Origin of the sequence: Cupriavidus oxalaticus (genome assembly GCF_004768545.1) — a bacterium.
Lineage (GTDB): Bacteria > Pseudomonadota > Gammaproteobacteria > Burkholderiales > Burkholderiaceae > Cupriavidus > Cupriavidus oxalaticus_A.
On the sequence record NZ_CP038634.1, the window covers coordinates 814,870 to 828,911 of the forward strand.

General features: G+C 69.8%; 12 protein-coding genes. 8 read left to right on the plus strand and 4 right to left on the minus strand.

Going from position 1 to position 14,042, the window contains the following annotated elements:
- The first annotated feature begins 135 nt into the window (after positions 1–135).
- The 3 genes from E0W60_RS03480 to E0W60_RS03490 are packed head-to-tail and all read left to right on the plus strand — an operon-like array spanning position 136 to position 4,609.
- A complete protein-coding gene (locus E0W60_RS03480) occupies positions 136–1,098 on the plus strand; it encodes an alpha/beta hydrolase (RefSeq protein ID WP_135703040.1) in 963 nt (320 codons plus the stop codon).
- Positions 1,099–1,153: 55 nt separating this feature from the next.
- Positions 1,154–3,310 carry a penicillin-binding protein 1A gene (locus tag E0W60_RS03485; RefSeq protein WP_135703041.1) on the plus strand — a complete coding sequence of 719 codons (2,157 nt, stop codon included), beginning with the start codon at positions 1,154–1,156 and terminating at the stop codon, positions 3,308–3,310.
- 45 nt (positions 3,311–3,355) lie between these two features.
- On the plus strand, positions 3,356–4,609 hold the full coding sequence (locus tag E0W60_RS03490) for an arsenic transporter (RefSeq protein WP_133095709.1): 1,254 nt from the start codon (positions 3,356–3,358) through the stop codon (positions 4,607–4,609).
- Positions 4,610–4,653: 44 nt separating this feature from the next.
- Here the strand turns inward: E0W60_RS03490 and E0W60_RS03495 are convergent, their stop codons facing one another.
- The gene (locus E0W60_RS03495; RefSeq protein WP_240745822.1) at positions 4,654–4,851 is read right to left on the minus strand and encodes an arsenite efflux pump ArsB; all 198 of its coding nucleotides are present in this window, start codon (positions 4,849–4,851) and stop codon (positions 4,654–4,656) included.
- Between the two features lie 323 nt (positions 4,852–5,174).
- Here E0W60_RS03495 and folE point away from each other — a divergent pair, with 323 nt between their 5' ends.
- Complete coding sequence (gene folE, locus E0W60_RS03500; protein ID WP_133095710.1) at positions 5,175–5,924, plus strand: GTP cyclohydrolase I; 750 nt, start codon at positions 5,175–5,177, stop codon at positions 5,922–5,924.
- 56 nt (positions 5,925–5,980) lie between these two features.
- The gene (locus tag E0W60_RS03505; protein ID WP_133095711.1) at positions 5,981–6,424 is read left to right on the plus strand and encodes a BLUF domain-containing protein; all 444 of its coding nucleotides are present in this window, start codon (positions 5,981–5,983) and stop codon (positions 6,422–6,424) included.
- A gap of 57 nt (positions 6,425–6,481) precedes the next feature.
- On the opposite strand, the gene E0W60_RS03510 is transcribed toward E0W60_RS03505, so the two are convergent.
- Complete coding sequence (locus tag E0W60_RS03510; protein WP_135703042.1) at positions 6,482–6,733, minus strand: hypothetical protein; 252 nt, start codon at positions 6,731–6,733, stop codon at positions 6,482–6,484.
- A gap of 181 nt (positions 6,734–6,914) precedes the next feature.
- The gene (locus E0W60_RS38290; RefSeq protein ID WP_371704464.1) at positions 6,915–7,172 is read right to left on the minus strand and encodes an FmdB family zinc ribbon protein; all 258 of its coding nucleotides are present in this window, start codon (positions 7,170–7,172) and stop codon (positions 6,915–6,917) included.
- Between the two features lie 375 nt (positions 7,173–7,547).
- On the opposite strand from E0W60_RS38290, the gene E0W60_RS03520 reads away from it, so the two are divergent.
- The 3 genes from E0W60_RS03520 to E0W60_RS03530 all read left to right on the plus strand — a co-directional run bounded on the left by E0W60_RS03520 (position 7,548) and on the right by E0W60_RS03530 (position 13,205).
- A complete protein-coding gene (locus E0W60_RS03520; protein WP_135703043.1) occupies positions 7,548–8,195 on the plus strand; it encodes a response regulator transcription factor in 648 nt (215 codons plus the stop codon).
- A 26-nt stretch (positions 8,196–8,221) separates the two neighbouring features.
- Positions 8,222–11,665 (plus strand): ATP-binding protein, encoded by a 3,444-nt coding sequence (locus E0W60_RS03525; RefSeq protein WP_135703044.1) that lies wholly within the window; start codon positions 8,222–8,224, stop codon positions 11,663–11,665.
- Positions 11,666–11,813: 148 nt separating this feature from the next.
- Entirely contained in the window at positions 11,814–13,205 is a 1,392-nt protein-coding gene (locus tag E0W60_RS03530) for an MFS transporter (RefSeq protein ID WP_133096023.1), read from the plus strand.
- Positions 13,206–13,228: 23 nt separating this feature from the next.
- On the opposite strand, the gene E0W60_RS03535 is transcribed toward E0W60_RS03530, so the two are convergent.
- Positions 13,229–14,041 (minus strand): SDR family oxidoreductase, encoded by an 813-nt coding sequence (locus tag E0W60_RS03535; RefSeq protein ID WP_133095715.1) that lies wholly within the window; start codon positions 14,039–14,041, stop codon positions 13,229–13,231.
- Between the last annotated feature and the right edge of the window lies 1 nt (position 14,042).

Here is a 14,042-nt window from a genome sequence, read left to right on the forward strand (position 1 = left end):
CATATCGTACAAGAACTGCGCGGCCCGGCTTGCGCCGCGCGGCCGCGCCTGTCAAAAATGAGGTAGGCTGCGCAGCTTGGGCGGCATGGCCGGCGCCCCCCGGCGCCACGCCCGCCGCGCACCTGAAGACTTGCCATGCGATTCAAGACCCGCCACGCGCTGGCCGCCGCGCTGATGACTGCCAGCGGCTTCGCCTGCTACTGGACCTACCTGACGCTGAACCAGGACCGCCTGCTGTTCGACGCGCGCCGGCGTCCGCCGCGCGACCTGCCGGACGGCATCATCGGGTATTCGCACAGGATTCCCGGCGGGGTGGTGCGTGGCTACATCTACCAGGCGCCCGGCGACAGCGTGGGCGACCTGCTGTTCTACCTGCCCGGACGCGGCGAGGATGTGCTGGAAACGCTGCAATTCGCACGCTGGCTGCCGGCAGGCATGGCCTTCGCCACCTATGACTACCGCGGGCTGGGCCATTCCGACGGCCGTCCGTCCGAGGCAGGGGCCGTCGCCGATGCCAGCCAGTTCCTGCTGCATGTCCGGCGCGTGTTTCCCGACACCCGCGTGCACGTGGTCGGGCGCAGCCTCGGCACCGGCGTCGCGATCCAGCTGGCCGACCTGCAGGAATTCGAGAGCCTGCAGCTGATCACGCCCTACGACTCAATGCTGGAACTGGTGCGCAAGCGCTTCCCGCTGGTGCCGCTGCGGCAGCTGATGCGCCACCATTTCGATTCGATCTTGCACTGCAAAAAGGTCGTGCAGAGCACCAAGGTGCTGCTGGCGGAGTCGGACGAGGTCGTGCCGCATGCCTGCTCGGAGCGGCTGATGGCAGCATGGCCCGGGCCGGTCGCGCTGCAGACCATGCCCGGCACGGACCACTTCACCATCATCGAACAGCAGCAGACCTGGCTGTCGCTGTTCGAGTTCGCGCGCCAGCACAGCGAGGCCCGGCTGCGCATGGCCGAAGCCGCGCCGGCGCAGCCGGAACCGGACAACGCCGCCGCTACCGCGCCGGCGCTCCATGCCGTGCCGGACGCCATCGCCCCGCCCGCCGAGCGGGACGACGACGGCAGCCCGCTGCCGCTGGCAGCCACCCGATGACCGCCCCGCCGGTTCGGCGACCCGGAGCAGGTAGCGGAGCAGGTAGAATGCGCGCATGAAAAAAATCGCAGTCAAGGCAGGCGGCGCCATACTGGCGCTGGCTGCGGCCGCCAGCCTGCTCGCCGGCTTTGCCGCGGTGCTGAGCCTGCGGCAGCTTCCACCGGTCGACGCCCTGCGCGACTATCGCCCCGATGTCCCGCTGCGGATCTACACCAGCGACAACGTGCAGATCGGCGAATTCGGCAGCGAGCACCGCGAATTTATCCCCTTCGAGCAGATTCCCCCGCGCATGGTCCAGGCCCTGCTGGCGGCCGAGGACGACCAGTTCTACCAGCACGAGGGCGTCGACATCCCCGGGCTGTTCCGCGCCGCGCTGGCCAACCTCGGCCAGGGCTACGCACAGGGCGCGTCGACCATCACCATGCAGGTCGCGCGCAATTTCTACCTGTCGCGCGAGAAGACGCTGGCGCGCAAGTGGTATGAAATGCTGCTGGCATGGCGCATCGACCAGTCGCTGCCCAAGGACCGCATCCTCGAGCTGTACATGAACCAGGTCTACCTGGGCGAGCATGCCTATGGCTTCGGCAGCGCGGCGCATGCGTATTTCGGCAAGCCGCTGGCGGCGCTGTCGCTGGCCGAGAGCGCGATGCTGGCGGGGCTGCCCAAGGCGCCGTCGACCATGAACCCGGTGGCCAACCTGCCGCGCGCCAAGCGCCGCCAGGAATACGTGCTGGGCCGCATGCTGGCGCTGGGCATGATCAGCCAGGACGACTACCGCGCGGCCCGCGCCGAGCGCCTGGCCATCTCCGGCGAAACGCCGGGCAGCTTCGCCGGCCATGCCGAATACGTGGCCGAACTGGCGCGCCAGCTGGCGCGCGAGCGCTTTGGCGACGAGGCCTACACGCGCGGACTGAACGTCTACACCACGGTGTCGTCGGTGCGGCAGACGCTGGCCCACGATGCCGTGAGCGGCGGACTGCAGCGCTATGCGCGCCGCCACCGCAAGGCCGTGCCTGAGCTGGCGCAGGGGCCGCAGGCGGCGCTGGTGTCGCTCGACGCCAGTACCGGCGCGATCGAGGCGATGGTGGGTGGCGCGGACTTCGGGACCAGCCGCTTCAACCACGCCACGCAGGCGCTGCGGCAGCCGGGCTCGACCTTCAAGCCCTTCGTTTATGCCGCCGCGCTGGAACGCGGCGTGTCGCCGGGCACGGTCATCAACGATACGCCGCTGGCCAATTCGTCGCGCTGGCAGCCGACCAACGACGACGGCCGCTTTGTCGGCCCCGTCACCGTGCGCCAGGCGCTGGCCGAATCGCGCAACCTGCCGGCAATCCGCACGCTGCAGGCGATCGGCATCCCCTATGCGGTGGAGTTCGCCAGCCGCTTCGGCTTCTCGCCCAGGCGGCTGCCGCGCTACCTGCCGCTGGCGCTGGGCACCGGCACCACCTCGCCGCTGCGCCTGGCCGCGGCCTACGGCGTGTTCGCCAACGGCGGCCAGCGCGTGGAGCCCTACCTGATCGAGCGCATCACCGACAGCGAGGGCAACGTGCTGTTTGAAGCAAGCCACACCAGCGCCAATGGCGCCGCGGCGCCGACGCGCGTGATCAGCGCGCGCAATGCCTTCGTAATGGACAGCCTGCTGCGCAGCGTGGTCGACGAAGGCACCGGCGCGGGCGTGCGCCGCTACCTGCGCCGCGACGACGTGGCCGGCAAGACCGGCACCACCAACGAAGCCATGGACGGCTGGTTCGCCGGCTACGCCGGCGGCGTGGTCACGGTGGCGTGGATGGGCTACGACGACAACCGCAGCCTGGGCGAGCATGAGTTCGGCGCCACCACGGCGCTGCCGGTGTGGGCAGCGTACATGGAAGGGCGGCTGGCCGGCGTCCCCGAGGCGCAGCCGGATGCCCCGGCCGGCCTGGTGCGCGCGAACAACGACTGGGTGTATGCGGAATATGCGGACGGCAGCCGTGGCATCGCCTCGCTCGGCTTCCCGCTGCCGCCGGCGGATGCGCCGGTGACGCCGGCAGCCGATCCGGTCGTGGCGCCGGTGGCAAGCAACGCCGCCAGCCCGGCCACCCCGGCCACCCCGGCCACCCCCGCCACATCCCCGGCGCCGCCGGCCGCGGGCACGCAGCTTCCCGCCACCGCCATGCCGGCGCCCGCCGCCGTGGCCGCGCCCGGCGTTTCCATCAGCCGGGACGGCCTGTAGACTCCTCGCTTTCCCGCCGCCTCACCCCACTTCGAGCCCATCCCGATGTCCAGCCACAGCCCGCTGCTGATCTGGTCGGTCGCCGCGCTGACCACCGCCGGCGTCCTGTTCCGCCCCTTCCGCCTGCCCGAGGCATTCTGGGCCGCCGCCGGCGCCCTGCTGCTGTGCGCCACCGGACTGCTGGCGCTGCCCGACGCATTCGCCGCGGTCATGCGTGGCTACGACGTCTACCTGTTCCTGGCCGGCATGATGCTGATCTCCGAACTGGCCCGCAAGACCGGCCTGTTCGACCACGTCGCCGCGCTGGCGGTGCGCCAGGCGCGCGGCTCGGCGCTGCGGCTGTTCCTGCTGGTGTATGGCTTCGGCACGCTGGTTACGGCATTCATGTCGAACGATGCCACCGCGGTGGTGCTCACGCCCGCGGTGCTGGCCGCCACGCGTGCGGCGCGCGTGCGCCATCCGCTGCCCTACCTGTACGCGTGCGCGTTCATCGCCAACGCGGCCAGCTTCGTGCTGCCGATCTCGAATCCTGCCAACCTGGTGATCTTCGGCGAGCGCATGCCGCCGCTGGCGGGATGGCTGGCGAGCTTCGCGCTGCCGTCGCTGGCCGCGATACTGGCGACGCTGGCCGCGCTGTGGTGGACCCAGCGCCATGCGCTGGCCGAGCCGATCGGCAGCGACGTCCCGGTGCCGCCGCTGTCGCTGCAGGCCTGGCTGACCGCGCTGGGCATCGTGCTGACCGGCATCACGCTGCTGGTGGCGTCGCTGCGCGGCAGTGAGCTGGGCTGGCCCACCTGCGCCGCGGGCGTGGCCACGCTGCTGCTGGTCTGCGCCACCCGGCGCGATCTGCTGCTGCCGGCGCTGGGCGAAGTCTCGTGGAGCGTGCTGCCGATGGTGGCCGGCCTGTTCGTGCTGGTGGCCGCGCTGGAACAGACGTCGGTGATCGGCTACCTGGCCGATGCGGTCGCGGCCGCCTCGCGCGATGGCGGTGCGCTGGCGCTGCTGGCGGTGGGCGGGCTGGTGACGCTGGCGGGCAATATCGCCAACAACCTGCCGGCGGGGCTGATCGCGGCGTCGGCGCTGTCCGCGGGCGATGCGTCGCACGCGGTCACCGGCGCGGTGCTGATCGGCATCGACCTGGGCCCGAACCTGTCGGTGACCGGCTCGCTGGCCACGCTGCTGTGGCTCACCGCGCTGCGCCGCGAGGGGCATATGGTCAGCGCCGGCCAGTTCCTGCGCCTGGGCGCGATCGTCATGCCGGCCGCGATGGTCCCGGCGCTGGCGCTGCTGCTCTGGTAGGTGTTGCGGGGCGCCTGAACGGGTCCGGCACGCTGCCGCGCGCCTCAGCCGGTGGTGGTACGCCCGCCGGTCGGCACGCGTGCGCCCACGGCGATCGGCCGCCGCAAGCCGGGCTTGCCCGCACGGGCCGCGCTGGCGTGATGCTCCGCCACACCCGTTTCCACCGGCGTTGCCGGCAGCGGTACCGTCACGACATGGATCAGCATCAGGCTGCTGCACGGAAAGGCGATCGGCAAGGTCACGTTGTTCCCGACAAAAAGTAAGGCCGCAACTTGCGGTACGCCCGCCATCGAGGTGGCGGGCGGCTCATGTTTGCGGACATTATGTGCGTTTGTCGGCGTCGCGCGGGACGACGTTGAGCGTTGTCACGAACTATTCACGGAGGCACGCGGGAGTGTGCGCTATGCGGCGCGTCCGGCAGTGGGCAACGGTCCTCGGGACGCGCGGCAGCGTAGGTTGTCGGGCCACCGCATCTGCCATATAGTGAATCCGGCACACCCGCCGGCGCCCATGCCGGAACACTCCGGGACCACTCCGGAATCCATCCGCAACCACCACGCTACCCATGAACAGCAAGGACGCGGCACGCCGCGCGCATGATCTCCACCCGGCCGACGCGGCGGCCGGCGACCCGGCCTCCTCCGTCTCGGAGCGGATCCGCGCGCGCCTGCTGGCGGCGCAGGAACGCTACCACGCCAACGACAATATCGCCCGCTATATCGAGCCGGGCGAGCTGGAGCAGCTGCAGGCCGAGGTCCAGTCCCGCATCGAAGGCGTGCTGCGCGCACTGGTAATCGACGTCGACAACGACCACAACACGCAGGAAACCGCGCGGCGCGTGGCCAAGATGTACCTGAAGGAAATCTTCGCCGGCCGCTACGCGAAGCCCCCGGCAGTGACCGAGTTTCCCAACGTCGGCCAGCTCAACGAGCTGATGATCGTGGGCCCGCTGCGCGTGCGCAGTGCCTGCTCGCACCACTTGTGCCCGATCCTCGGCAAGCTGTGGATCGGGGTCATGCCCAACCAGCATTCCAACCTGATCGGCCTGTCCAAGTACGCGCGGCTGGCGGAGTGGATCATGTGCCGGCCGCAGATCCAGGAAGAAGCCGTGGCGCAGGTGGCCGACCTGCTGCAGGAAAAGATGAATCCCGACGGCCTTGCCATCGTGATGGAGGCCGAGCACTTCTGCATGCACTGGCGCGGCGTGCGCGACACCGACGCCAAGATGACCAACAGCGTGATGCGCGGCTCCTTCCTGAAGGACGACAGCCTGCGGCGCGAATTCCTCACGCTGCTGAACAACAACCGCGGCTAGGTGCCCCGTCTCCGCACCAGCCTCCGCCCCTTCCCCATTACGGAACCGCCACGACCATGCTAGTCCGCCTGATCTATGCCAGCCGTGCCCGCCAGGCCATCGACACGGCCCTGCTCGATGCGATCCTGGCCACCAGCCTGGAACGCAACCCGCGCCACGGCATCACCGGCGTGCTGTGCCACGGCAACGGCATCTTCCTGCAGGCGCTCGAAGGCGACCGGCAGGAGGTCTCGCAGCTGTTCCAGTCGATCACGCGCGATCCGCGCCACCAGGACGTGACGCTGCTGCATTTCGAGGAGACCTGCACGCGCGACTTTGCCGGCTGGGCCATGGGGCAGGTCAACGCGGCGCGCATCAACACCGCGACGCTGCTGAAGTTCTCGGCACACGCCGAACTCGATCCGTTCCGGACCAGCGGCGCGGCCTCGCTGGCACTGCTCAAGGAACTGATTGCCGGCGCCTCGGTAGTGTCGCGCCTGGGCGAGCGCGGCCGGCACTGAGCCGCGCTGCCAGCGGTGTCTTGCGCCCCTCGGCGCTCTTCTCCCGGCGCTCCCGCGCTACGCCGCCACGCGCCCGAACAGGCCGCATTCGAGATCGCTCTCGAATTCCTCGACCCAGGCCGAACCCGGCCCGGCCTCATAGACGCTGACCGCGTCCGTGCCCAGCCGCTTCACGCTGACGCGGCGTCCCTCGCCGCCGCCCTCGTCCGTGATCTGGAACGCCTCGGTTGCAATCCCGACATGCATGCAAACCTGCGTTACCTGTTGCTGCTCGTCGGCGGGAAACTGGGAAAACGGTCTCGTGGCCATGGCATCCTCCGTCAAGGTTGAGATCGCCGCTTGCGCGCAGCGCGAACGCGCGTGGCGGTGCATGCGCCACGCATAAAAAACCACTCGGCATCCCGCCGGCTTTGTCCGGCGGCATGCACGCCAGCGCCCCGCTGCGGCCTCGCGGCGGAGCGCAAATCTCCTGGGACGTTGCTGTTACGGCTCAGCTCTTGCGCTGGGTCACTGCCACGAACGGGGCCGGCGCGTGCTGGACGGACTGGCTGCCGCATTTCGGGCAATTCGGATGGGCAGAGACATGTTCCGCGAGATGCTCGGTTTTCTCGAACACATGACCGCACTTCTCGCAGCGGTATTGATAGACGGGCATGGCAAATTCCCCCACGCGGCACGCGCCGCAAGCGCCACCCGGCGCGAGCCGGGCCTGCGCGGCATGATGGCCGCGGGCGCGTGTCAGGTTCATTCTAGGACAGCGTGCGCGGGCCAACGTGAAAGTTCGATGGCTGCTGCTGCCGGCGCGCCGGCATATGTCGCCGGCAATCCACTTCCTCGGTAAGGACACTGCTGCGCCATGCGTTGATGTCCCGCAAATGCCATTGCGCGCGATCCGCGGAAAAATCGCGCAGCCTTCGCGCAGTTCGCCGTCAATGCATGTGGGGTTCAGGCCGTACCCTTGTATTCCACCTGCCCGTCCGTACGACCGCAGTGACCGCGAACTAGCCGAATTGCGATTCAGGGGCGCCGGGAACATAGCCAGAATGCGGATTTTGGGTGACGCCGCGGCGCCTGCAGGGGCCCCGGCCAGGCAAGCGCCAAGAACCCGGAGGACTAGAAAACGATGTACGACCGAATCATCCGTGTCGCCCTGGCGGACGACCATCCGCTGGTCATGGTCGCGCTGCAGGACTGCCTGCAGCGCACGCCCAACTTCCAGGTCACCAGCAACTGCGGCAACGGCACGGAACTGCTGGCCGCGCTCGACCGCGAGCCTGCCGACATTGCCATCACCGACTTCTGCATGGGCCGGGGCGATGCCTCGTCGGACGGCTTCAACCTGCTGAACCGGCTCGCGCGCCGCCATCCGCTGACCCGCATCGTAGTGGTCAGTGCCCAGGCCAATGCCGCCATCATCCGCCGCGCCATGAAGCTGGGCGCGCGCGCCTACGTCAGCAAGGAAGACCCGATCGATGAAGTGGTGCGGGCCTGCCTCCAGGTTGTCGCCTGCGATGGTCGCTACCACTCGCCTGCGGCGCAGGCCATCCTTGACAGCGCCGCGCTCGCCGCGGCGCCGGCGACCGAACTGACGCTGCGCGAACTGGAGGTGGTCAGGCTTTATGCGCAGGGGATCCAGCTCGCGGACATCGCCGGCAAGCTCGGGCGCTCGGTCAGCACCATTTCCAGCCAGAAGACTGTTGCCATGCGCAAGCTCGGGGTGCAGACCAACACCGGCCTGATCCGCTACGCGTATGAAAACGGCCTTATCTGAACCCCTGGCAACGTAGACCCGCGCCGATGCAGCCATCCCTGGAACGCACGCGCGAATCGCTGGCCAGCGCCTTTGACGCCCTGGCCGAGCAATCCCGCCGGCAGCAGCAGCGCTATGCGGCCACCATCGCTGTACTGGTCGCCATGGTGGTGTTCTCGGGCCTGCTGCTGGCCGGGCTGGCTGCCGCCAGGCACCTCGACTACCGGCGCGGCCACGCGGCGCAATACGTCGCGTCGCTGACGCAGCTGCTGCAGAACGAGTCCTCGTTCCTGCGCCGCAGCGTGCTGACGCTGCGCTACCAGCGCGATACGCCAGCCCCGGATCCGGTCCGCGATCCCGCGTTCGAGTCGTTTCTGCGCACCGGCGCGGCCAGCGTCCATGTCGAGGCGGTGCACAAGGACTACCACCTGCTCGCTGCCGAGGCCACGCGCCAGGCCTGGGGAGCCAGGCTGCCTTCGGAGTTCGCCCGCCTGCGCCAGCTGGCCATGGCGACCATGGCCACACAGCAGGCGTTCAACCTCGACCACGACGCCTTCGCGGTGTCGCTGGACGAGGACAGTGCCGTCGTCATCCGCCAGCCGGAATCCGGGGCGCGCGCACCGATGGCGCTCGACCCCACCCTGATCCCGCTGCTGCGCACGCGCCTGAACGAAGCCTTGCTGGACCGCACTGGCCATGCCGTCCCGGCCCCCGACCGGCAGGTGTGGCTGGGGCCGCTGCGGCATCCGGTCGACGACAGCGCGATCATGGCGCTGGCCAGCGCCGCCTACGCGGGCGATATCCCCACCACGCTGGTCGCTGCCTGCATCCCGGCCCAGGGATTTCTCGCGGCACTGCAACGGCCATCCGACCCGGCGCTGCTGGTGCTGCTCAACGAATCCGACGACATTATCGACATCTCGCCGCGCGACGGCATGATCCCCGCGGAGACCTTGCACAGCCTGACCGGGCGCGCTCGCGACCGGCCACAGGATTCGCTGCAATACACCGGCTCGGGCGTGCTGCTGGTGCAACCGCTGCAGGCCGGCCTTGGCCGGCTGGTCTATTTCCTGCCGTACCGGTTGCTGGCGGACGCATTGGCCCCCGAGCTGGCCGGCATTGTCGCCGCCATCCTGGTGCTGGTGGGCGGCATTGTCCTCACCGCGCGCTACTGGAGCCGGAACCTGCTGCGGCGCATGCATGCCGATGCGTCGCGCGCGCTGGAAAGCGAGCTGATGAACCACATTCTCGTCAGTGCCACGCCGGTTGGCCTGTGCATCGTGCGGCGGCGCGACTACGCCGTGCTGATGTCAAACCAGCAGGCCGATACCTTGCTGCAGCGGCAACCGTGCGGGCCCATGCCGCAGCCGCTGGTGGAGGCCTTCGGCAGGCAGCCGCGCGATGGCGGCAAGAGGCCGGACGCGATCGCCAGCTTCACGGTCGCAATGCCAGCGATGGCACCGTCCGCCGATGCCGGGCGCTTCCTGCAGGTCACCTATGCGCCTGCACGCTACCGCGACGACGACGTGCTGTTCTGCGCAGTGCACGACTGCACCGCGCAACAGGCGCTGCAGGACCAGTTGCGCTCGGCGCAGCAGGCAACCGAGTCGATGATGCGCGCGCGCTCGACCTTCTTCGCCGCCATGAGCCACGAGATCCGCACGCCGCTCAATGCGCTGCTGGGCAACCTGGAACTGCTTGCGCGCAGCCCCGGGCTGGAGCCGCATGCGCCCAGGCTGAAGGCCCTCGACACGGCGGCCGAAGCGCTGCGGCGCATCGTCAACGACGTGCTGGATTTTTCCAAGATCGATGCCGGCAAGCTCGAACTGGTCGAGGAACCGTTCCGCCCCGTCGACGCGCTGGAGAGCGTGGCGCTGGCCTATGCGCCGATGACGGCCGGGCGCCCGCTGCACTTGAGCCTGCACCTGTCGTCGTCGCTCGACGTGGACATCACCGGCGACCGTACACGCCTGGTGCAGGTGATCAACAACCTCCTCAGCAACGCCTTCAAGTTCACCACCAGCGGCCGCATCGCCCTCAGCGGCGAGCTGGTGGCGAATGAACACGGCGTGCCGCAACTGGTCTGCCGCGTCAGCGATTCGGGCATCGGCATGCCGCCCGCGCTGATGGAGCGGGCATTCCAGCCGTTCGTGCAGGGCGATGGCGCCGGTGCCAGCCGCTACGGCGGCACCGGCCTCGGGCTGTCGATCTGCGCGCGCCTGTGCGAACTGATGGGCGGCAGCATCGCGGTGGCCAGCGTGCCTGACGTGGGCAGCGCCTTCACGGTGACCATCCCGGCCCGCGGCGTGCAGGCGGTACCGGCGGCGGCCGGGGCTGCAGCGCGGCGCGGAAACGGGCGCGGAAACGGGCCCGGACACGGGCGCGGCCACGTCATGGTGCTGTGCCAGGACGCGCGCACCGCCGCAAGCCTGGACGCGTGGCTGCAGTCCACCGGCTGGCACACCAGCGTGCTGGCGTCGGTCGAGGCAGCCCGGGAATATCAGGCCTTCACGCCGGTCCGGGCCATCGTGGCCAGCGACGAATTCACGCTGGCATCACTGGACGCGCTGCGCGAAACGGTGCCCGCCACCGTGGCGTGGGTCACGCCGGACGGCCCCCATCGGCCGCAACAGCGGGCGCCCGGCATCCTGGAAGTCACCGCGTTCAGCCACCGCGCGCTGCTGGCGTGCGTAGCCGAGGCTTGCGAGAACGCTGCCGCGGGCGTGGCATTGCATGCCGGCGAAGGCGGCAACGCGGCCGGGGCAGCAACGCCTTCCGCTGACGCGGCCGCAACCGTGCCGACCATCCTGGTGGCAGAAGACAATGCGCTGAACCAGGCCCTGATCGCCGAACAGCTGCAGGCGCTCGGCTGCCAGCCGATCGTCGTAAGCCACGGCAGGCAGGCGCTGGCCGTGCTGGAGACCACGCCGGTCGACGCCGTGCTGACCGACATCCGGATGCCCGGCATGGATGGCTATGAACTGCTCGAAGCGGTACGCGCCCGGCATGCCGGCGTGCCGGTGCTGGCGTTCAGCGCGTTCGCGCGCAGCGAGTGGTTGGCCGACTGGCGCCAGCGCGGGTTCGCCGGCTATGTGTCCAAGCCGGCGTCGCTGCAGGACCTGCAGGCATGCCTGCGCAACCTGCCCGGTCGCGGCCGGGCACAAGCCGCCCCACCCGCCGGCGCCGGCACGGATCCCGCCGCCGCCGACCGCGAGCGCTATGAAGCCATGCTGCGCTCCCAGCTGCGGCAGGACCTGCCCGAGCTGGAACGCATCATCGCGCAGTGCGAGCTGCCTGCGCTGCGTTGCTGGACGCACTCCGTGGCCGGCGCCTTCATGATCGTGCGGCGTAACTCGATCGTGCGCGAGTGCCGGGCACTGGAAGCGCTGTGCGCCGCGGCCGGAGGCTGGACACCCGCGATCGCCGCGGCGGCGGCGGCGCTGCGCGAAAGGCTGCGCGGCTATATGCAGGACACCGCCGTGGCAGCCTGAGCGTTGCGCGCGGGACGCCTACCACAATTCGCGGATTTGCGAGGACCGCGACGCCGGACGATAATGGGCGAGGCCGCGCCAGCGGCCAGCCATCCGGGTCTTCATGCGGTTTTTCCGCGGCCCGGCATTGTCTCCAATGTCTTTCCCGATGCAGCCAGAACAAGGCCTCCCCCAGCCGCAACGCACCTGGGCGATCCTCACCGTTTTCTTTGGCCTGATCATGGCCGTGCTCGATGGCTCGATCGCTAACATCGCCCTGCCCTCCATCTCGCGCGAACTGCACGCGGAGCCGTCGAGCACCATCTGGGTCGTCAACGCGTACCAGCTCACGGTGACCGTGTGCCTGCTGCCGCTGTCGTCGCTGGGCGACATCCTCGGCTACAAGCGTGTGTACCGTGCCGGGCTCGCAACCTTCCTGGTCGGCTCGCTGCTGTGCGCGCTCTCGGTCAACCTGCCGATGCTGGTGGCGGCGCGCGTGCTGCAGGGCATCGGCGGCGCCGGCATCATGAGCGTCAATACCGCGCTGGTGCGCTTTATCTACCCGCCCACGAAGCTGGGCCGCGGCATCGGGCTGAACGCGCTGGTGGTGGGCGTGACCATTGCGGTGGCGCCTTCGCTGGGGGCGATCATCCTGGCGGTAGCCAGCTGGCAGTGGCTGTTCGCGGTGAACGTGCCGGTGGCCATCCTGGCGCTGGTGCTGAGCCGGCGCGCGCTGCCGGCAACGCCGCCGCAGCCGCGCGAGTTCGACTATCCCAGCGCGCTGCTGTCGGCACTGGTGTTCGGGCTGTTTATCCTGGGCGTGGACGGGCTCGGCCATGCAGCCTGGCGCGCGGCCGGCGTCGCGGGGCTTGCCGCGGCGATCGTGCTGGGATGGCTGCTGGTGCGGCGCCAGCGCGGCCGCGCCGCGCCGCTGGTGCCGGTGGACCTGTTTGCCAGCCGGGCCTTCGCGCTGGCGGTGGGCACCTCGTTCTGCTCGTTCATGACGCAGATGCTGTCCTTCGTGGCGCTGCCCTTCTACCTCGAATACCAGCTTGGCCGCTCGCTGCAGGAGACCGGGCTGCTGATCACGCCGTGGCCGACGATGGTGGCGGTGATGGCGGCGCTGTCGGGGCGGCTGTCGGACCGCTACCCGGCCAGCATCCTCGCCGGCCTCGGGCTGGCCATGCTGGCCGGCGGGCTGGTAGGGCTGGCAACGCTGGGAGCGGATGCAAGCAGCCTCGACATAGCGTGGCGCATGGCGCTGTGCGGTATGGGCTTCGGCTTCTTCCAGTCACCTAACAACCGCGCCATGATCGGCGCCACGCCGCCGGCACGCAGCGGCGGCGCCAGCGGCGCGCAGGCGACCACGCGGCTGCTGGGCCAGACCACCGGCACGGCGCTGGTGGCACTGCTGTTCAGCCTGGCGCCGGACGGCGCCGCGCGCATCGCGCTGTATGTGGCGGCGGCGGTCGCAACCGTCGGCGCCCTCATCAGCCTGAGCCGGCTGCGCGATCCCAGCGGCGAAGGCAATGCGCAGGCGGCGGCGGAGCCGGACGCCTGAAGCGGGCCGCCGGGCCCGCGCGCTTACACCGCGATGCCGCCGAACTCCTGCATCACCTTGTCATGCAGGCGCCGCATGCCGCGCAGCCAGCGGTCGTAGTCCTGGCCCTTGCGGCGGTAGTACTCCAGCACTTCCGGGTGCGGCAGGATCAGGAAGCGCTCGTGGGCCACGCCTTCCAGGGTCGCCGCGGCCACGTGCTCGGCGGTAACCGAGCCCTCCTGCAGGAAGCCCTTGCGCTCACCGTTCTCGCCGAACAGCATATTGGTCTGCACGCCCTGCGGGCAGATGCAGCTGACCTTGATGCCGCGGTCGCCATAGGTGATCGACAGCCATTCGGCAAACCCGATCGCCGCGTGCTTGGTCACCGCGTAGGGGGCTGAGCCGATCTGCGACAGCAGCCCTGCCGCCGATACCGTATTGACGAAATAGCCGTCGCCGCGCTCGAGCATCTGCGGCAGCACCGCGCGCGCCGCGTGGATATGCGCCATCACGTTGATTTCCCAGATGCGCTGCCATTCGTCGGCACCCGCGTCGAGGCCCTTGCGCAGGATGATGCCGGCGTTGGAGCAGAACACATCGACCTGTCCGAAGCGGCGCGTGGCCTCGTCGGCCAGTGCCTGCACCGCGGCGGCATCGGCAACGTCCACCGCTTGCGCGAACACCTGGCACGACGGCACTGCCTGCTGGACTTCGCCGGCGACCTTGGCGGCGCCGGCCTCGTTCAGGTCGGCCACGGCCACGCCACGTGCACCGGCCTGGGCAAACGCCAGCGCCAGCGCGCGGCCAATGCCGGTGGCCGCGCCGGTCACCACTACGGTCTTGTTACGTATGTCCATG

Coding starts and splice junctions, on each gene's coding strand:
- E0W60_RS03480 (WP_135703040.1), top strand. CDS start 136: ATGCGATTCAAGACCCGCCACGCGCTGGCCGCCGCGCTGATGACTGCC.
- E0W60_RS03485 (WP_135703041.1), top strand. CDS start 1,154: ATGAAAAAAATCGCAGTCAAGGCAGGCGGCGCCATACTGGCGCTGGCT.
- E0W60_RS03490 (WP_133095709.1), top strand. CDS start 3,356: ATGTCCAGCCACAGCCCGCTGCTGATCTGGTCGGTCGCCGCGCTGACC.
- folE (WP_133095710.1), top strand. CDS start 5,175: ATGAACAGCAAGGACGCGGCACGCCGCGCGCATGATCTCCACCCGGCC.
- E0W60_RS03505 (WP_133095711.1), top strand. CDS start 5,981: ATGCTAGTCCGCCTGATCTATGCCAGCCGTGCCCGCCAGGCCATCGAC.
- E0W60_RS03510 (WP_135703042.1), bottom strand. CDS start 6,733: ATGGCCACGAGACCGTTTTCCCAGTTTCCCGCCGACGAGCAGCAACAG.
- E0W60_RS38290 (WP_371704464.1), bottom strand. CDS start 7,172: ATGAACCTGACACGCGCCCGCGGCCATCATGCCGCGCAGGCCCGGCTC.
- E0W60_RS03520 (WP_135703043.1), top strand. CDS start 7,548: ATGTACGACCGAATCATCCGTGTCGCCCTGGCGGACGACCATCCGCTG.
- E0W60_RS03525 (WP_135703044.1), top strand. CDS start 8,222: ATGCAGCCATCCCTGGAACGCACGCGCGAATCGCTGGCCAGCGCCTTT.
- E0W60_RS03530 (WP_133096023.1), top strand. CDS start 11,814: ATGCAGCCAGAACAAGGCCTCCCCCAGCCGCAACGCACCTGGGCGATC.
- E0W60_RS03535 (WP_133095715.1), bottom strand. CDS start 14,041: ATGGACATACGTAACAAGACCGTAGTGGTGACCGGCGCGGCCACCGGC.